The organism is Candidatus Zixiibacteriota bacterium, assembly GCA_019038695.1.
In the GTDB taxonomy this organism is placed as follows: Bacteria; Zixibacteria; MSB-5A5; order GN15; family FEB-12; genus B120-G9.
In genome coordinates this window covers 55,413-74,677 of the sequence record JAHOYZ010000026.1, presented here as the reverse complement: position 1 = coordinate 74,677, position 19,265 = coordinate 55,413, and the positions used below count along the sequence as shown (strand labels likewise).

The 19,265-nt window shown below is 51.0% G+C and carries 13 protein-coding genes; all 13 read left to right on the top strand.

The window, feature by feature from the left end; all coding sequences use genetic code 11:
* The first annotated feature begins 18 nt into the window (after window positions 1-18).
* A complete protein-coding gene (locus tag KOO62_09445; protein ID MBU8934216.1) occupies window positions 19-687 on the top strand; it encodes a carboxymuconolactone decarboxylase family protein in 669 nt (222 codons plus the stop codon).
* Window positions 687-4,229, top strand: coding sequence for a translocation/assembly module TamB (locus tag KOO62_09440; protein MBU8934215.1), 3,543 nt, complete (start codon window positions 687-689; stop codon window positions 4,227-4,229). Before KOO62_09445 ends, KOO62_09440 begins: the two co-directional genes overlap by 1 nt.
* Window positions 4,229-6,154, top strand: a complete 1,926-nt coding sequence (locus KOO62_09435) for a BamA/TamA family outer membrane protein (GenBank protein ID MBU8934214.1) — start codon at window positions 4,229-4,231, stop codon at window positions 6,152-6,154. Before KOO62_09440 ends, KOO62_09435 begins: the two co-directional genes overlap by 1 nt.
* Window positions 6,155-6,263: 109 nt before the next feature.
* The gene (locus KOO62_09430; GenBank protein ID MBU8934213.1) at window positions 6,264-7,433 is read left to right on the top strand and encodes a cysteine desulfurase; all 1,170 of its coding nucleotides are present in this window, start codon (window positions 6,264-6,266) and stop codon (window positions 7,431-7,433) included.
* A gap of 56 nt (window positions 7,434-7,489) precedes the next feature.
* Window positions 7,490-8,572: a tRNA 2-thiouridine(34) synthase MnmA gene (mnmA, locus tag KOO62_09425; protein ID MBU8934212.1), complete on the top strand. Its 1,083-nt coding sequence runs from the start codon at window positions 7,490-7,492 to the stop codon at window positions 8,570-8,572.
* A 15-nt stretch (window positions 8,573-8,587) separates the two neighbouring features.
* Window positions 8,588-10,300 carry a hypothetical protein gene (locus KOO62_09420; protein MBU8934211.1) on the top strand — a complete coding sequence of 571 codons (1,713 nt, stop codon included), beginning with the start codon at window positions 8,588-8,590 and terminating at the stop codon, window positions 10,298-10,300.
* A gap of 98 nt (window positions 10,301-10,398) precedes the next feature.
* Window positions 10,399-11,076, top strand: coding sequence for a metal-dependent hydrolase (locus KOO62_09415; protein ID MBU8934210.1), 678 nt, complete (start codon window positions 10,399-10,401; stop codon window positions 11,074-11,076).
* A gap of 172 nt (window positions 11,077-11,248) precedes the next feature.
* Window positions 11,249-14,125, top strand: coding sequence for an AsmA family protein (locus KOO62_09410; GenBank protein MBU8934209.1), 2,877 nt, complete (start codon window positions 11,249-11,251; stop codon window positions 14,123-14,125).
* Window positions 14,122-16,110: a S8 family peptidase gene (locus tag KOO62_09405; protein ID MBU8934208.1), complete on the top strand. Its 1,989-nt coding sequence runs from the start codon at window positions 14,122-14,124 to the stop codon at window positions 16,108-16,110. Before KOO62_09410 ends, KOO62_09405 begins: the two co-directional genes overlap by 4 nt.
* A 9-nt stretch (window positions 16,111-16,119) precedes the next feature.
* The gene (locus KOO62_09400; GenBank protein ID MBU8934207.1) at window positions 16,120-17,355 is read left to right on the top strand and encodes a PAS domain S-box protein; all 1,236 of its coding nucleotides are present in this window, start codon (window positions 16,120-16,122) and stop codon (window positions 17,353-17,355) included.
* A 131-nt stretch (window positions 17,356-17,486) separates the two neighbouring features.
* Window positions 17,487-18,362, top strand: a complete 876-nt coding sequence (locus KOO62_09395; protein ID MBU8934206.1) for a YicC family protein — start codon at window positions 17,487-17,489, stop codon at window positions 18,360-18,362.
* Window positions 18,363-18,382: 20 nt separating this feature from the next.
* The gene (gene gmk / locus KOO62_09390; GenBank protein MBU8934205.1) at window positions 18,383-19,012 is read left to right on the top strand and encodes a guanylate kinase; all 630 of its coding nucleotides are present in this window, start codon (window positions 18,383-18,385) and stop codon (window positions 19,010-19,012) included.
* Between the two features lie 15 nt (window positions 19,013-19,027).
* Window positions 19,028-19,255: a DNA-directed RNA polymerase subunit omega gene (locus tag KOO62_09385; GenBank protein ID MBU8934204.1), complete on the top strand. Its 228-nt coding sequence runs from the start codon at window positions 19,028-19,030 to the stop codon at window positions 19,253-19,255.
* The last annotated feature ends 10 nt before the right edge of the window (window positions 19,256-19,265 follow it).

The following is a 19,265-nucleotide window of genomic DNA, read 5'->3' as shown; positions in this document are numbered from 1 at the left end:
CCTCATTTCTTAGATCGTATGAGTTCCCGGATTGACATTGATGATATTTACGTTCGGTTGGAACAGTTCGAAACAGCCCTGTATGGGACCACACGGGTTCTGGCCATATACTCGGCTGCTATTGCCGTCTGTGACGAGCGCCTGTTGGAGGTTGTGGTAGAGTCTGGATTGCGAATTGGGCTTGACCGGAAGAAATTCTATGAGGTAGTGCTGCAATCGCATCTGTTTCTTGGTTTTCCGCGAATGCTCATAGCGGCCGATCATCTTGGGGAAAAGTTACCAGTGGAGAATCTGCAGTCACAGCTAACGCCGATCAGTCCGATTGAATCGCAGACCTGGTTTGATCGTGGTGTTGCACTGTGTCGACAAGTGTATGGAGATAACTACGATCGCCTCAAGGACAGAGTGGAGTCATTTGCGCCCGACATTTTTCGTTGGATGGTTCTGGAGGGTTATGGAAAAACCCTTTCTCGACCGGGTCTCGGGCCGATTGACAGGGAGTTGGCCATTGTGGCTTGTTTGATGGTTGAGAATCGGCAACAGCAGCTATTTTCGCATATTCGCGGTGCTTTTAATGTTGGTGCTGACAGGAGTCTTGTTGAACTGGTAATCGGAGACATGGCTCCACTGGCCCCGCTGGGACACCCTGCCTCTCTCAAAATCCTCAGCCGATTGGATGATCTCTAATGCGGCGAGTCTGGAAAATCACATTCTATCTGTTCTGCTTAGTCATGCTGATTATTATTGGTGGCTGGGTGTACTTCCTTCATCTCGGAGGTCTGGAGCGGCTTGCCAATTCACGGCTGGAAGCGCTGCTGGCTGACCAGCCTGAAATCGAGGCAGAGATTGGTCAGATAAGCGGTGATATAATTTCGAGCATCGTCGTCAAGGATATTTCGTTGTATTACATAGACGGGGCTGAGCGCCATCTTCTTCTGGAGATACCGCGATTGGAAACCATCTACTCGCTGTCGAATCTTATGAACCAACAGTACAGCCTTGACTACCTGCATATCGATTCAGCTGTGGTCACAATTGTTCGCGACAGCACCGGACGATGGCTCTTGCCAAAGTTGACTACCGACTCCGGCGGAGAAGCATCACGGGCGATGGCATTCCGGATAGGTGACCTGGCTCTGAACCAGACGACAGTGCGTTTTGTTGATGGCATCGATACGATTCTGGTCGAAAACTTATTGTTATGGTCGATGATCGAGTTTGATAACGGTACCGCCGCTGTGGATCTTCAACGACTGGAGTTCACAACGAATAAGGAACGGGTGATCCTGGATGCTGCGGCCGGAACTGTGACCTACGCCAATGGCAATATTCTGTTTAAGGACATGAATATCTTCTCAGGTGATACCAGGATTCGACTCAGCGGCAACGTCGCTACCCGGGACAGTTTGACAGGACATGTTAGTGTGATTGCGGACAATATAGATCTGGGGCATATCACTCGCTATGTGGGACCGCATCTGAAGGGTGTTCTGGATCTAAATAGCGAGGTCTCCTTCGCTGGTGGCCGAGTAGAGGGCACCGCCGATATTGCCGGAGACTTCATGATAGTCAGTTTCGACAACCTGCACATGGGGTTTCAATATGCCGACAAGCACCTGACTCTGGACACACTCTATGGAACGATACTTGGGGGCTGTTCGGTCGATGGTTGGGGTGGTGTCGATTTCTCCACTGCGCCACTCGAGGAGTACCATCTAACCGCGGACATAAAAAACTTCAACCTCAAGCAACTTATCACGAATAGTTTTGAGTCAAACCTCAGTGGCCAACTGCGCATGGATGGACAATCGTTTCGCAAGAGCACAATGGTGATGGCTATTTCCACTGAGCTGTATGAGTCGTCGTTTGATGAATACCCGTTACATGAAGCGGCCGGCAACATGATCATCACCTCCGATTCGATCACTTTTGTGGATTCCTTCCGCGTCAATTATTTTGAAAATGTGTTTCATACTTCCGGCCGCGTGTCCTATCGCGATGACATTGATCTTAGTGTACGTGTCAAATTGAATAACCTCGATCGCTATCGTGGCAAGCTATTCATCGATCAACCGGGTGGCCGCGGTTATGCTGAGGGGACCATCTCCGGTCTCACCGCCGATCCCGATTTGCATGGGTTCTTTGCTTCAGACTCGGTTTGGGTCTATGAGCTGTTCTCCGATAGTATGTACGCCAGGGTGGATATGGATCGCTTTTTGACTTCCAAACAGGGGAAGGTGGCTGTTAGTTTCTTTGATGGACAGGCCTGGCCAATACCATATGACACCGGGTACGCCTGGCTGACCACGGATTCCAACCTGGTGTATATTGATTCATTGCAGGTTAGTAGTCAGTCTGTCCAATTGGATGGACAGGGTATGTTCAATTACGGGCCATACCCCCAAAGACTGCTGGTTAATAGTCTCACGCTGCATTTATGGGATCGACCTTTTCACAATCGAGGGGATCTTCAGATTGATATTGACTCGGCCGGGTTCGTTTTTGACAAAGCTGATATTGGCAATTCGGAGGCGCAGTTATCAGTGCAGGGAAGAGCAGATTATGACGAAGCGCTGGAGTTGCAGGTGTCGGTCGTACGAGTACCTCTGGCACCCTGGGTGAATCTGGTTGATACAATCTATGAAATCGATGGTGTTCTGTCAGGAGATGCGACCCTCAGGGGTACTATTTCTGAGCCGATCTTTAATCTGCTTGGGTTCATAGATTCGCTGACCTACAAGGACCTGGTGCTGGGTGATCTGATGACAGCTATGGCCTATCGTGACCGCCTTCTCACGCTTGACAGTGTGCGGCTGGTCTCACACCCAGGGGAATATGTTGCTGGTGGATCATTGCACGCAGACCTGTCCCTGAGTACTGACCGCACCGATCGGTTCCCTGATCTGCCGATGGATATTGCGGTCGTGGCCTCAGATACACGATTCGATCTTGTCAGTTTATTAATGCCGACAGTAGAACACTTGACCGGTGATTTCCACGCCGATTTTCGACTGTCCGGCACTCCCCAGGATCCGCATCTCGACGGCGAAGCGTATATCAATGGGGCTCGGCTGAAGTACTTTGACCTCGAACATCCGATTTTCGCCGACTCGGTTGGGGCGACAATGCACGATAATCGCATTGTCATCGAAGGTATTGAACTCTTTACCACTGAGAACAAAAAGGAAAACGGACGGCGACGTTACGCTCAGGTGGAGGGAGAGATCATTGTTGAGGCGCTGGATACATTCTACTATGACCTTGATGTTACGACGCCGAAGGAATTCCCGTTCGCCTATGAACTGGATGATATTCAAGGGAAGGCCGAAGGTGATTTGCACATTGAGGGCAGCAGTCCTCCTCTTGTCACCGGATCGCTAACGCTCACATCCATGCGGTATCAAGTGGAGTTTGCCGAGCAGGATGAAGGTTCACCGCTGATGATGGCGCTTTCCAGCGATGACGAGTGGAATCTTAATATCAATATCGATATTCTGTCTAATTACTGGATCCGGAATGAAGATATCGATGCCGAGTTTGCCGGCCAGCTCAATTTGATCAGAACTGACGGCAACTACCGATTCATCGGCGAGATGGAAATACTGCGCGGCCGCGGTTTCCTTTTTGACAAGACCTTTCGTCTGGAGCCGGGAAGTCGGGTCATATTTGAGGGCAATGACACCCTCAATCCTCGACTCGATATTACCGGGTATACGCGTATAGCCGGCGTGGTCGAAGATTCTTTTGGAGACGATGCCACGCCTGAGACAGTCGAGCTGTGTGTGGACATTGGCGGTACTCTCGAATTGCCGGAGATCAATCCGTGTGAAGGAAGTGATATGACTCGTGAGGATATCCTCCCTCTCATCGTTGCCAACTACTACGCCCGCGATGGGTTCTCGTCGTCAGGTCAGATTGAGCAACGATTGTTTGGACTGGGCTACAGTCAGATGTCGCAAATCGGAGCCAGACAACTTAATCAGATTGGGGTGGAAACCTTTGAGATTGATCCCGTGTATGGCCAGGAGCTTAATCCGTGGAATGCCAGGGTAACGCTCGGTTTCTACACAGCTCCGCGACTCTACGTTTATGGTCGCTCCACCCTTGCCGGTCAAACACGTCAGGAGCTTGGTTTTGATTACCGTCTCAGCAAAGCCTTTCAGGTTGAAGGACGCCGGGATGAGGAAGAGCTCTATCACCTTAGTCTGAAATTTCACTGGGAGTTCTGATGACGCGGTTGCGGGTTACATTGTTGGTGTCCATACTGGTTCTGGCAGCCACACTTCAGGCTGTGGCTATGGATCGAGCGACGTTACGCTGGATTCGCAACAAGCCGGCCATCAAGAGCATCGGTATTGATGGTAATGACAGCTTCTCAGATAAAGAAATTCGCAAACGAATGTACTCACGGGTGAGAACTTTCTGGGGTAGCCTTAAAGGTGATCGGCGTACCAGGGTCCAGAGGGAGTCGTTCGGACGGGATACATTGGAAATAAAGTATTTCTATCTAACGCGCGGTTTTCTTGGCATACAAGTCAAAGAGAGCTTTCAAGTAATCTTGCCGGACTCTTCGGCGCGGGTGATGGTCACGTTAAACGAAGGACGATGTTTCAAATACGGTCACCAAACGATTGAAGGGCATTTCGAGAGACGTTTTGAGAATAAATTTCAAAAAGCCATTCAACGACTGAAAGTGGGAGACCCGGTTAACCTGTTCGACCTGCGTCAGGCATCATTTGATATCAAGACAATCCTGGCCAACGATGGTTACCCCTATGCTCAGGTCGATTTCGTTCTGGATACGACTCTTTCCGATATGACTGCACAGGTGCGCTACACTGTCGAATCGGATTCCCTGGTACATTTTGGGGAGATCACGATTGAAGGTCCTGATCGCTACCCAACTTATACGGCCTCCCGGGAACTGAAAATTAAGAAAGGGAATGTATATCGGCGTTACGAGATTGTCGAATCACAGCGACGGGTATATGAGTCGGGCTACTTTTCCACACTGCAGCTCGAACGGGCCAACAACCTGAGTGATCGGCTGAATCCTGATTTCCAATTGCGAGTTCGCGAACGAAAACCTGGCTACGTTACGGTGAAGACCGGTGCCGGACAGTCCGAATATGCTGATTTGAGTTGGGATTTTTCGGTCGGGGTTGGCAAACGCAATCTTTTTGGCTCACGCCGGATTGATCTCCTGTTTGATCTCGTTTATGGCGTCGGACAGAAAAGCCAAGTCATTGAACACAATTACCGCTTGAGATACACCGAACCCTGGCTGGCAGGCATTCGTATGCCTTTGTCTCTGACCTTTACCTATGAGCCTGAGGTGCAGCACCCGGTCCAGGATTTTCGAGTTCAACAGTGGTCAGCATCGCTGTCTACTTTCAAGCGTTTTAGTCCGCGCACGAAGGCAATCTGGGGTCTTGAATATCAATCGGTTGATATCAGTGGAGTACCGAGGGAACTGGAAGATGAGGTTCGACGTCAGACGGAGGGACTATCCGTTCGCCAGCGACTGTACCTGAGCTTGATACGCGACAGCAGGGATAATATCTTTGTGCCGAGTACCGGTTCCATGCGCGAAATGGCAATCGACTACTACGGCGGATTTCTCGGCGGAGATGAGGATTTTGTTAAAATGGAGGTCTCCTGGTCGGGGTATCATCCGGTGTGGCCAGGATGGATATCTGCCACACGTATCAAGGGTGGCTGGGTTGATGCGTTTGGCAAGACAGGTCTTGTGCCATCCAATGACCGTCTCTTCCTGGGTGGTGCCAATACCATTCGGGGCTTCGCTGAAAATAGCCTGGCCCCGATGGAAAGCGACAGCCTGCCCGGGGCTGGATTCACCGTAGTTGTCAATCAAGAGTTTCGCTGGAAGACGATTCAGATATTCAGCCCGATTCCTGTCCTGGGCGATCTATTTAGAAATTTACCGCTCTGGCAGTCGATCTTCGTCGATGTCGGCAACGGCTACCGCAGCATAAACAAATTTCGCTTCTCGGATTTGGCTGTGGCTTATGGTACGGGTGTACAGATTCATTCTCCAGCTGGACCTATCCGAGTTGACTATGCCCGTCATTTCAGGACCCCCACGATCGAACTTGGATACCGCTGGCATTTCACTATATTGTATGCGTTCTGATGGCCTCGTGGACTCACGAACTCCACATTGGTTATACTTGAGATTGTCGTCGGACACAGACAGACCGCCGGCCGTGTACAACTATAGAAACGAGCGACAGGAATAGAACATGAAACCGATTTATCTCGACCATAACGCGACAACCCCGGTTGATCCGGAAGTCCTGGAAGCAATGATGCCCTTTCTCAAAGAGAGTTTCGGTAATGCCAGCAGCGTTCATCATTTCGGGCGTGATGCCAAAGTAGCTCTGGAAAATGCCCGGGAGCAGATTGCCACTTTCATAAACTGCCGTCCATCCGAACTATACTTCACTTCGGGAGGAACCGAATCAGACAATTTGGCGGTACTCGGTGTTGCCTTTCATTTGAAAGGCCGGAGGAATCACCTCGTAGTCGGGGCTACAGAGCATCATGCCGTCCTGGAGCCGGCTGAGTATCTTCATCATCAACACGGCTTTGCTCTTGATCTTCTGTCTGTGGATGGTGAAGGTTTGTCTTCCGCCGAGCAGTTGGCTGATCTGGTATCGGAGAAAACGGCGTTAGTTTCTGTTATGCTCGCCAACAACGAAACAGGAGCAATTCAAAACATAGAGTTTCTCTCGGCCGTGACAAAAGACAGGCGATGCCTGTTCCATACCGATGCTGTTCAGGCGATCGGCAAGATGAAAGTTGATGTGCAGACCTTGGGGGTTGATCTGCTTTCATTGACCGGTCACAAGATATATGGCCCCAAGGGAACGGGGGCGCTGTTTATCCGGCAGGGCGTGAAACTGGCGTCGCTGTTTTTCGGTGGTTCGCATGAGAAGAAACGCCGTCCGGGCACCGAGAACATTGCCGGAGTGGTGGGGCTGGCGGCGGCCCTTGAGGTAGCTGACCGACGGATGGAGAAGGACTCCGCCACCCACAAGGAACAAGCCAACTATTTCATCGACAAAGTTATGGCGACTATCCCCGACGTCTTTTTCAACGGCTCCCGGGAAAATCGTATCTGGCCAACGGTCAACCTCTCTTTTAAGGGTGCGGAAGGGGAATCAATCTTGCTCTCACTCGATATAGAAGGGATTTCCTGCTCATCCGGTTCGGCCTGTACTTCGGGCGCAACGGAACCTTCACATGTCCTGGCCGCCATGGGGAAGGACCCCATTCAAGCTCAAGGAGCGATCCGATTTTCACTGGGGCGTGAGACCACACATGAGCAACTTGATTTTGTTCTGGAAAAACTACCGCCAATTATCACGCGTCTCCGAGAGATGTCTCCGCTGTATGATGACCGCAAGTAATCAGTTTATGCAATCACCAATCGGGTGGCCTGCCCTCGGTCATCGGGGAGGTCATTGTGGCTGAGAAAGTCCTCGTGGCGCTGTCGGGTGGAGTTGATTCTTCCGTAGCCGCGCTGTTGTTGAAAGAGCAGGGCTATGACGTCATCGGTGCCCACATGAAGCTATGGGACTACGTTGATGTCGGGGGTGACATCTATCGTGATGGCCGTTGCTGTTCGTTGGACTCCATCACGGATTGCCGTTTAATATGTGATCGGATTGATGCGCCTTTCTATGTGCTCAATATGTCGGAGCAATTTCGCAAGTGTGTCATAGAGGATTTTGTCTCCGAGTACAAAGCGGGTCACACACCTAACCCCTGCATAAGATGCAACAGCGATATCAAGTGGGCGGCGTTTTTACATAAAGCACGCGAATTAGGCTGTGATTATATCGCCACCGGACACTACGCTTTCATTGAGAAAAACGATGTCGGTCGCTACCAGATTCGCCAGGGAATTGACAACACGCGAGATCAATCGTATGTCCTGTGGGGTCTCTCACAGGAGGCACTGGCCATGACGCTGATGCCGCTGGGGGGATTACTCAAGAAAGATGTCCGGCAGATTGCGCATGAGAACAATCTTCGTACCGCCGACAACAAAGAATCACGCGAGATCTGTTTTGTTCCCGATGATGACTATCACAGGTTTCTGAAGGAGTGGTGTCAGAAAGAAGGAACGGCCTTCAGTCCGGGTGATATTGTTCATGACAACGGCACAGTTCTTGGTCGTCACGAAGGAACGCCGTTCTATACGATTGGACAGCGTCGCGGTCTCGGGATTGCTCATCCCACACCATTGTATGTTCATCGCATTGATCCGGAGACTAACCGGGTAATCGTGGGTGATGATGCCGGGCTGTATTGCGATGAGCTGGAAGCCACGCAAATCAACTGGGTTGCTAAAGAAGTGACATCGTCGCTTGAGGCATCGGTGAAGATCAGGTATCAGCATCTGCCAGCCGCGGCGAAGATCGTCCGCTTGACCGATGATCACGTTCGTGTTACCTTCAGGGAGAAACAACGTGCCATCACTCCCGGGCAGTCGGTCGTTTTCTATGAGAGCGATGTACTTGTAGGGGGAGGAATTATCGCTTAGGATTGGAGGCGTACGGTGAGAATACGTTTGGGAATCGTTCTTTTCTTTATTGCAATGATATTCATCGCGGGACAAAGTAGGGCCGATATAGAGTTGCCTTTTGACTACTTCTATGGACGTTGGGTTCCTACGCATTCTGTGAGTGGCCAGCTTGAATTACAAGATTATGATGAAACGCAGAAGGAAATCACATATCGTTTCACCGGGGATCGTTATCGATTTGGACTGTCGATGGTCCCAAAGGCAAGAGTAAATCCTTACTTCCCGGGCAGTGGAGTTTATCCCAGGGGGCTGATTCAAACCCGGCCAAGGAGTAACTGGCAGATCGGCATTGACGATGTCTACTATTCCGAATGGAGCACCGAGAGCGTGCCGTCGCCAGACCGGGTTACGGGTCTTTCTATCGACCGCAAGGCCAGTATTCAGGTGTCATCGAAGTGGCTCAATAAGGAGACCGTCGTTGTTGCTGAGCGACACGGCGCGTTCACTAATTCTGACAGACCTCTGCTACAGGCTGGTTGCTGGAGTCTGGAGAACACTATAAGAGCATATCACGAGAAGGACACCCGTGAGTTCTTCTATTCCAGTGGGAGTAATTCTTTGTCGAGCACTGGAGCCCACCACAGCGATGACTGGATGTACCTGGCTTCTTCGATGAACTCAATGCGACTGGGGATGACGGATGACATGACCGCCCAAGTTGACATGAATCTGGATTACTGGGTTCGCCGTGATAGGAGTCTTCGGTGGGGGGATGACCCGGACAATCCCGGTTATCAGTCTCTTAGCAAGGAGTTCTGGCGACACATCAGACCTTATTACCGAGTCCTGATTACTTCAGGATACCTGACGCCGTGGTACTTCGATGCATCACTGAAGCAGTATTTCGGCTATCAACTGCACAAGCGTGAGTTCTATCGAGTCCGGACCGGCGACGATAGTCTGTACCAACCAGAAAGCTGGTGGACAAAGAACTTCGAGCTCCGAACCACATCATTTATGCTCGGTGCGCATTTTGTGAGTGAGGGGGAGTTCGATCCGGAGATTATCCTTGATGACTACAGCGGATACTACAGGCGCATGTTGTTCCATCGACAAGTGCGCGCCGGGCTCGTATTCAATGGCAGTGGATCAAGGGGCTATAAGCCTGATGGGTTGGAGCGCGCTTCGCTCACCGTGTCTTGCGCGGCGGGGCTTTACAATCATTGGCAGGTCGGTTTGCGAGCCGAGTACTCTTGGCGCAAATACTGGGGATTCTCTGAACCTATGCGTGGAATCACACTTCGACCTCAGGTAGCCATCGCCTTTCGATCATATAGCTACGAACGCGGGACCGGACCGGGCTGGGACAGAGACTCTCAATACGACATAGTTTTTGGCCCTCTACTGCGTTTGGGACAGATGTATGCTACGCTGTCATTTTTGCCGCCGACGTTAGTACGATACACGCGTGAGGAAGTGCCATTTCTCTCGGTAAGTGGTATGGCCAGTGACAGTCGGGCTCAGGTTACATTGCACGTAGAGGCGGGGTTGGGGCGAGGATTTGAGATAGAAGTTGAGGACAGGGAAGAGTACTTCCATTCGGAAATACAAAGACGGACGATGACGGCTGGTATGGTGTGGCGTTTCCTGCCGTATGCCGAAGCGAAAGCCTCGTATTTGCAGCACTACAATCACGGTGAGACCGACGAACCCACGATTACAGTCGAAGGCAGGGTTTTGTTTTGACGGTTCATTCCCCCCGTCCTTGACAGACGCGTCAGAAAGCTGTTTAATCCGATAACAATACTTATTGAGTTGCAAGAACAGATTCCAAGGAGGATAAGATGCCCCAGATCAGGTTTCTAGGTCACTCCTGTGTGACCATTACCGACGGCGACCATAAGCTCATCATCGACCCCTTCCTCACCGGTAATCCGGTAGCGGCCGCCGAGGCAGATGACATTGATGTCAACTACATCCTGTTGACTCACGGCCACGGAGATCACGTTGGCGATGCCGTCTCTATCGGCAAGCGCTGCAAGGCGATGGTGATTGCCAATTACGAGCTGGCCAGTTTGTGCGGCAAGGAAGGACTTGAGTTCCATCCGATGCACATCGGCGGCGGACATGATTTTGATTTCGGTCGTGTCAAACTGACCATCGCTCACCACGGTGGCGGCTACGGTCCTGATGCTTCGGTATATACCGGTCCCCCCACGGGAATGCTGGTGACAATCGGAGGGAAGACCATCTATCATCCCGGCGACACCGGCCTATTCTATGACATGAAGTTGATCGGTGAAATGAACAAAATCGACCTGGCTTTCCTGCCCATCGGTGACAATTTCACTATGGATGTCAACGATGCCGTCAAGGCGACCGAGTTTTTGCAGCCGGCCAAAGTCGTGCCCTTTCACTACGACACCTGGCCTTTGATTGAAGCTGATGCGATGACGTTTGCGTCACAGGTCAAGGGATCGGAAGTGATTATTCTCAAGCCGGGGGATACACTCGATCTGTAGTTGAAAACACCAGATATTCTTATTGCGGTCGGTAGTCGGTATGGCTACCGACCGTTATGTTTTGCCACGCAGTGGCACATAACATTGTAAGGATCGGTTTTTGTTGCTCGCTGGGTCCGGGTTATATAATGTAGGCGTAAATCTGAATGGAGCCGATGTTTATAGGAAGAACATGAAGAAATTGTTGAAGATACTCGCTTTTATAGCTGCTGGATTTCTGGCCATTGTTATTATTCTCATAATTGGGATCACGCTTTTCTTCCCGACCGAGAAAGTCAAAACTATGGCTATCGAACGGGGGAGTGAAGCACTGGGGCGGGATGTCGCCATCGACGATGTGGAACTTTCTTTCTGGGGAGGACTCGGCGTAAAATTGCATGGCGTCAGGATTGGCAATCCCGCGGACATGGTTGATGAGACCGAACTTCTCAAAGCAGACGACATTGATGTCAAACTCGCTATTTTACCTCTCCTGTCGAGTGAGTATCGGGTCGAACGATTGATTTTGGAACGTCCTCAGATAAGAATGCATCGTTTGTCGGACGGCAGGGACAACTTCAGTTTTGGTGGCATCGATTCCACGAAAGTGGAATCGGAAGGGACTCAGTTCCCGGTTGGGGCACAACCTCCGGGTGAGGCTCAGGTGGCGGCAGCGGCCTTGAGCTTTGATAAACTGGAAATTGTAGACGGTATCCTTAGCTACAACGATGATCGTTCCGGAAACTCCGTTCACCTTTCGGGAATCAGCCTGGCCACCAGTCTCCAGAATCCTCGTCCCAATTTCTATCATTCGGATGGCAAGTTCGCAGTGGGTGAGATCAGCATCAGTGGGGATTGGCCCGTTCCATCCTCTGAGATCGCTCTTAGTTGGAGCGCTGACTATGATGCCGGTCGGAAATATGTGTCCTTGAAAGAAGCACGCTTGCAGGTAGGGAAGATGAGCTTCGATCTTGGCGGAGAATTATCTCATGTTCCAGATTCTCTCATGGGCAGAGCATCGATTCAATCGGATCGGATTCGTGTCGAGGATATGTTGTCGTTGGCATCTCCCGAACGTTTGAGTGTACTCGAAGATTTTGAAATCCGTGGCGGGTTCTCGCTCAGTGCCGAGGTGGATTACAGCGAACGTCGAGAAGAAGCGCTTTTGTATTCGGGAACGGCGGTGATGGCCGGACTTGAGATTGGCTATGCGGAAGTTGCCGGAAAACTACGATGTGAACGTGCGATGCTCGACTTCAAACCGAACAATATCCGGGTGAATATCGAAGAGGGTACTTTCAACAACAAGTCATTGAAGGGTCATCTTGTAGTCAACAACTTCGATGACCCTGTGATCAACGCCGAAGTAGCGGGCGAGTTGGACATGGTGTTTCTCAAACCGTTCCTTCCGCTGGAGGGTAATCACGATCTGGCTGGAACTGCGGCAATAGCGGTGAAACTATCGGGCCAACTTAATGAACTTGAGAGCCTGGATGCTTCAGGCAACATAACTATACCACATGGCCGGTACGCTTCCGCTTTGATGCCGGAGCCTATTGATTCCTTTTCGCTTGATGCCTATTTCGACCGTAAAGTAATCCGGGTGAAGCAATTTGTCGCTTCCAGTCCATCCAGCCGTTTGTCGTTTGCGGGGCGCATTACCGATTTGGTACCCTATCTTCTGGCTGACAGCATCATGACGGAGCAGATGGAAGTAGGACTTGATGGCCAGCTGAGCGGCAATCTCAACCTTGCCCTGCTGAATAGTTACTTGTCTCCGGAGGGAGCTCCCGAACTAAATGGTGATTTTGAGATGAAGCTCTCTGTTATTGGAGATGTTAATCACCCGACGACATTGCGACCTCGTGGTACGGTCACGGTTACTGATGGTTCCTATACGGACACCCTTATAGCCGAGCCGGTTAGAGCATGGGCCGCCAGGTTACGGATTGTCCCCGATACCATTCTTGTGGATGATCTAAACGTTCAATTCGTCAGCAGTGATCTTCATCTCACTGGTTCTCTGGTTAAGCCACTGCCGTACCTGCTTCCTTTTGAGGGAATCGATCGCTCTCGTTATGAGAAGCCCAGGTTCAATTTTGAACTTACTTCGCATCGTCTCAACGTTGATAGCCTCTTCCCGGAGGCAGCCCCGATGACCGGCAGGGAAGCGGATGGTCAAATCACCGGTCGGACGGAGATCGACTCCGTATCCGCAATTCTACTCCCGGATATTGTGGCTGAAGGGCGGTTCACCTTGGACACGCTGGTCTATTGCGAGGTCGATCTGACTGATGTAATCGGTAGACTTTCATATGAGGATCGCCGAGTCGTCTGCCGCGATGTAACCGGGAGTGCCTACTCCGGAACTATTGCCGGCCAGACAACAATAGACCTGGCTGATATGGAACGCCCGGTTTACGAAGGCGAGTTCCAGGCCACACAGATCGAGGCTGACGATTTTGTCCGTCGCTTTACCAAGTTCGGAGGACATATCTTCGGTCGGTTTAACTTCTCCGGCAGCTACCAGGCGGAAGGCTGGGAACCGGACGAGTTTCTGAATTCACTTACCATGGACGGCCAGAGTGTTATGCAGAATGGTCGAGTTGTCACATCCGGATCTATCCACAAAGTACTCAGCACGCTGGTCGAGCAAGTAGGCGGCAATATTAGCGAGGATCAGCTACTCAAGAATGCTCAGACGAAAATCTCAGTACGCGATGGCAGAGTCACGCTTGACACTCTTCGCACTCAGTTGGGAACTCTTGGAGACCTGGCCATCGGTGGATATTACTCGTTTCAAAATGCCGTTTCGTACTCTGGAACGATTCTGCTGTCAGCCGAAACAACCAAACGGCTGACTTCCAATAAGGGATTATTGGGAGCTGTTTCCGGGCTGCTGAGCAACGGCAATGGTAATAGCAATCGCATCAGACTTCCGTTTTTGGTGTCAGGGACTGTTGACAAACCAAAGGCCGAGATCGACTACTCCTCTCTGACGAAAGGAGTCGGTGAAAATTTATTGGATGATGCCGGTTCAAAGCTAAAGGGTCTATTCAAGAAGAAATGAAATCCAGAGTGATCAGAAGGCGAATTATTATAGGGATATTGTCGATTACGATATGCCTGTCGATATCCGCAATCGTGCAGGCCCAGGCTCACCTGTCCGAACGATTGCTTCGCGTATTGGCGCAGAGTGATAACACCATGCCGATCCGGGCGTGGGTGTTCGTCGATAGTACTGCGGTGAGTGGGCAACTGACGACACTGTCGGAGCGTGCCTGGCAACGGCGGGTAAGAGTCAACCCGGACGACTCTCTGATTGATGAACGAGACTACGCCATATCCACCTACGCAATCGAGGCCGTTCAGGGCACAGGCGTTCGGGTATGTGGGGTATCTCGATGGCTCAAAGCAATCTCGGTTGAAGTGATACCAAATCAACTTGATCCTCTGGCCGCCCTTCCGTTTGTAGCCAAAATAGATATGGTGCGGACCTTTGTGAATAGGACTCCTGACCTGATTGAACTTCAACGCGAGAATCCATCGTCCGTTACTGCGGAGGACTATGACTATGCCGGATCGCTGCCTCAAAATGAGTTCGTTGGTGCGGTCAAACTGCATCATGCGGGACTGACCGGTAACGGAGTGCGTATTGCTATGTTTGACACCGGCTTCAACCCGGACCACGAGGCTTTTAACTCGGCACAGATTGTAGGTACGTGGGATTTCGTCAATGATGATCCTGATGTCAGTGAACCGGATTGTGTGGAGGATAACCCATCCCGATGGCAAACCAATCACGGTACGATCACCTGGGGGGTTATCGCCGGCTATCTACCGGGGGAACTAATCGGTGTGGCTCCGGGAGCGGAGTTTCTTCTCGCGCAAACAGAGATTTCCTGCGGTGGCGTTGAGATCAAACGTGAGGAAGACAACTGGATTCTTGCCGCCGAATGGGCCGACTCGGCCGGTACCGATATTATCAGTTCCTCGCTTGGTTATTATCAGTTCACTGACAGCGGTAGCTACGAATTTGCGGACCTTGATGGCGACACGCCTTTGATCACGCATGCAGCCGACATTGCTGCATCAAAAAATATTCTGGTAGTGACCGCTGCTGGTAATATGCGAAATGTATCCTGGGGGCATATCCTGACCCCGGCGGATGGCGATTCGGTGATAGCAGTTGGAGCGGTTGCGTTGGATTCTAGTCTGGCTTCTTTCTCTTCGCCGGGGCCAACTGCTGATGGACGGATCAAACCAGATATCACTACCCTTGGATCGGGGGTTCTTACTGCCAGTCATCTCGGTGGACTGATCGCTTCCTCTGGTACATCCCTTTCTACGCCGCTGGTGGCCGGTTGTGCGGCATTAGCCCTTGAACATGATCCCAGCCTTACAGCAGTTGAACTGCGCGATTTAATCAAACAATCGGGTGACCGCACAGCATCGCCTGATAACGATTTTGGCTGGGGTCTTTTCGATGCTGTGAAGACAGCCGACATTGTTCATTTCGTGATTCCGGAAGTTGTTCAGGTGCAGCACGACCGTTTTGTCTCCGTGCCGGTTGCCACCGGCGGAAGGAGCCCAATAGTGCCTGAATTATCTGCTTTTGATCTACCTCCAACAGTTTCTTTTTACGACAATGGTGACGGTACCGGCCAACTTGATGTACTTGGCTCTGCCGATATGCCACCCGTGTCCAACATAGGATTGGTAGCAGATGTTGGCTATTTTGCCGACACAACCTATCTCACCGTCGTCAGTCTGGTTGGCTCGCAGCGCTCAATTTTCGCTGGTCCCAATCCATTCCACGACTCAATCCGCATCTTCATCCCGCCTTCCTCTGGTCTTTGGACCTGCGCCACAGTATTCAATGTGAGCGGAGAAAAAATGTGGGAGAAAGTCAACATGTCACCCTCAACGTCCGATGTATTCATTACATGGTACGGGTGCAACGAGTATGGTACGAACGTGGCAAGCGGCGTTTATATCATTCGCGTTAGCACCGACAAGTTGACGACCCGCGTGAAAGCGCTCAAGCTGGATTGAAGCACTTGCATGACAAGCGAAAGTGGCAAGACTGACAGCGCGTTGCACCGCTGTGCAGTTTGTAAAATTGACCTCAAAGGCCGTCTGGTATACATTGATGATCAGGTCGAGAACCTGCTGGGGTTCACCCGCGAGGATCTTTTCGGTAAGATGTTCCTTGATTTTCTCGATGAGCATTCAAGTAATGTAGTAGACAATCTCATTGAAAAACGTAACAACTATGAGACGTTCTATGAATCCACCCGCCTGGGTATTCTCGCTCGTGAAGGTCATATCGTACCTAGCACTGCTGTTGTCTCACTCAGTTTCATAGCCGGTAACCCGGTCAATTTCGTGTTCATCATTATTCCCGATGACGAAATCAAGGCCGAGTCGGGCAGGAATAATGATGACCAGGCTTTCGTGGAGTTGCTTGAGAATGTTCTGGCTGGACATGAAAATTTTGATGCCAACATGTTTTTGAGACAACTCAAAGCTGTGGCCGGCGCGACCACGGCTTGCCTTTATCTTGTCCATGAGAACTCGCTTGAGTTACGCCATGTCGCCGGGGACAATGATCTGCCAATAGTCGCAACCTCTGTACCGGAAGTGAGTACGATGCACCACCAGGTGGTCGAGACCGGTGCTGTCTATGATTTCACCAATACGGACACATATGAGGCGATTGGTGTTGAGGCTGACGATGCGCCGCACGAATATGCTGCTCGCATGGAAATCAATGGGCACGGCTGCTATTTGGTTCGTCTTATCTTTGAGTCGACCCTGACCGAGTTTGATGTTGCTGGCGGTGTATCTCGCTGTGATTCGGTTCTGCGTTTCTTTGGACGTCCCGTGGAATCGCCAGAGCCACAGCAAGATAGGAGTAGTGAGGTAGATATCCGCATTGCCGTCGGTTTACTTGACGGTCTTGGATTGGGTGCCTTGGTAACCGACCGCGAAGGGAATGTTATCGGCCACAATCCGATTCTCTATCAGATGGTTCAAGAGAACGACATCATTGGTGATTTTCGCCGTTTCAGTGAGTTTTTGGAGGGGGTGACGCCGGATCACTGCGAGAGCCCCATTCGCGAGTGTTTCTTGAATGCCTCCGACCCGGCCTGCTGCAATCGGCTTCAAATTTCTCTTCCCGATGGTACTCCGGCTATTCTTACTGTCCTTCGTCTTGGTGACGGACTGGAGGATCTCACCAGTCTGGTAGCGGTTATGCCTCAGGAGGCGACAGTCGGACGCGTCCGGGTTAGTTGACTGTAGTTATTCCAATAGTGCTCCTGTGCAAACAGGGACCCCGGCGGCTGAATCAGGTCGATTTACAGTTGACAAATGTGTGTTCATCAGTATTTTGCAAAGTTGATCTGAAATAGAGGAGCAGAATTCTTATGAACTCGATGACCGGATTCGGCAAAGCACAGATGAAAGGCAAACCAGGAGCGTTCACCGTGGAAATCTCCAGTGTGAACAGCCGATTTCTGGAAATTTCGGTTCGAGTTCCCCGCCAGTATTCCTCGCTTGAGCACAAAGTTCGCGAACTTGTTAGCGGCAATCTTGATAGAGGCAAAGTTTTTGTGTTTGCGGGATTTGCCGAAACAGAGGATTCTCCGGCCAAGAGTTATGTGAATGAAAAGGCAATGATAGCTGTTAGTCATCGTCTTCTGGCACTCCGCAAAAAACTGAAAATCGCTGGTGATGTCACGATTAGTGACCTGTTGCAGTTTCCGGACGTTACTCATCTTGACAATGATGTTGTTGATGAGAAGGTGTTATGGGCAGTGCTGGAAAAAGCCGTGAAGGGTGCGCTTAAGGAACTTCTGGGGATGCGTCGCAAGGAAGGCGCGGCAATGGCTAAGGATATGAAACAGCGCCTCAAGACGATTGGACAGGCCAATCGGATGATTTCGACCGAGGCTCCGAAGATTGTGGACAAGTATCGGACGCGGCTGTATGAGCGCGTTCAGGACCTGCTGGATAATGGCACTGGTGATACCGGCCGTGTGGAGCAAGAGATCGCTCTGTTTGCGGATCGGTGCGATATCACAGAAGAGTGTACTCGGCTTGCCAGCCATATTGACCAATACGAAGGCATTCTGCGGGAGAAAAAACCGATGGGCAAACGGCTCAATTTCCTCCTGCAGGAGATGAATCGAGAGGCTAATACTATGGCCTCCAAGGCCACTGAAACCTGTATTACCACTGCGGTCATCTCTCTCAAAGAGGAGATGGAGAAACTCCGCGAGATGGTACAGAACGTCGAGTAGAACCGGGGAATACCGATACCATGAATCTCAGGAAACCGGGCAAGATCATAGTAATTTCGTCCCCTTCCGGGGGTGGCAAGACCTCTATATGCCGCAGTCTGCCGGAACGGGACCGCGATCATGACTGGTATTTCTCTGTCTCCTATACTACACGCGGCAAACGTGCCGGTGAACAAAACGGTAGAGAATATTTTTTCGTTGACGACAACGAATTCGAGCGTTTGATCAGTGAGGATGCTTTCGCTGAAGAGTGCCGGGTTCATCTTTATCGGTATGGCACCCCTCGGGAACCGCTTGAGAAAGTTCTCAATGAGGGCGGAGTGATGTTACTCGACGTAGATGTGCAAGGAGCGGAGAAGATCAAGGCCGCCTATCCTCAGGCTGTCTCGATTTTCATTCTTCCTCCGTCGGTGGATGAGCTTCGTCAGCGCCTCACGACTCGCGGAACGGAGACACAGGAGCAGCTTCGCGTACGACGTGACAATGCTACCAAAGAGATGCAGCTATGGCAAGATTTCGATTATGTTGTTGTCAACGATGACCTTGAGGTAGCCGTGAGCGAAGTTCTGAGTGTAATTACCGGTCATTATTGTCGCACTGACATGGTACCTCGGGAACAGATACAGAAGATCATTGGTTTGGTTAGTTAAGCAATAGGAGCTAAGGTGAGCAAAATTGATTTGGAAGAAATCGAGAGACAGGGTCTCAATCGTTACGAGGCCGTGATTGTAGCCTCACGCCATGCGCGAACTCTAAATAGCAAGCGACTAAGGCTGCTGGAGCGCATGATGGATGACCCGGATATTCAGATTGATTCCCGCAAAGTGTCGATGACAGCATTGTTGGAACTTCTGGAAGGAAAGGTAAAGTTTAACCGCTCGGATTCGATGTAATGAGGTAAAC

Excerpts from the sequence above, each read along its gene's own strand:
- KOO62_09440 (MBU8934215.1), top strand. The coding sequence starts at position 687 with ATGCGGCGAGTCTGGAAAATCACATTCTATCTGTTCTGCTTAGTCATG.
- KOO62_09410 (MBU8934209.1), top strand. The coding sequence starts at position 11,249 with ATGAAGAAATTGTTGAAGATACTCGCTTTTATAGCTGCTGGATTTCTG.
- KOO62_09405 (MBU8934208.1), top strand. The coding sequence starts at position 14,122 with ATGAAATCCAGAGTGATCAGAAGGCGAATTATTATAGGGATATTGTCG.
- KOO62_09395 (MBU8934206.1), top strand. The coding sequence starts at position 17,487 with ATGAACTCGATGACCGGATTCGGCAAAGCACAGATGAAAGGCAAACCA.
- gmk (MBU8934205.1), top strand. The coding sequence starts at position 18,383 with ATGAATCTCAGGAAACCGGGCAAGATCATAGTAATTTCGTCCCCTTCC.
- KOO62_09435 (MBU8934214.1), top strand. The coding sequence starts at position 4,229 with ATGACGCGGTTGCGGGTTACATTGTTGGTGTCCATACTGGTTCTGGCA.
- KOO62_09430 (MBU8934213.1), top strand. The coding sequence starts at position 6,264 with ATGAAACCGATTTATCTCGACCATAACGCGACAACCCCGGTTGATCCG.
- KOO62_09445 (MBU8934216.1), top strand. The coding sequence starts at position 19 with ATGAGTTCCCGGATTGACATTGATGATATTTACGTTCGGTTGGAACAG.
- KOO62_09400 (MBU8934207.1), top strand. The coding sequence starts at position 16,120 with ATGACAAGCGAAAGTGGCAAGACTGACAGCGCGTTGCACCGCTGTGCA.
- KOO62_09415 (MBU8934210.1), top strand. The coding sequence starts at position 10,399 with ATGCCCCAGATCAGGTTTCTAGGTCACTCCTGTGTGACCATTACCGAC.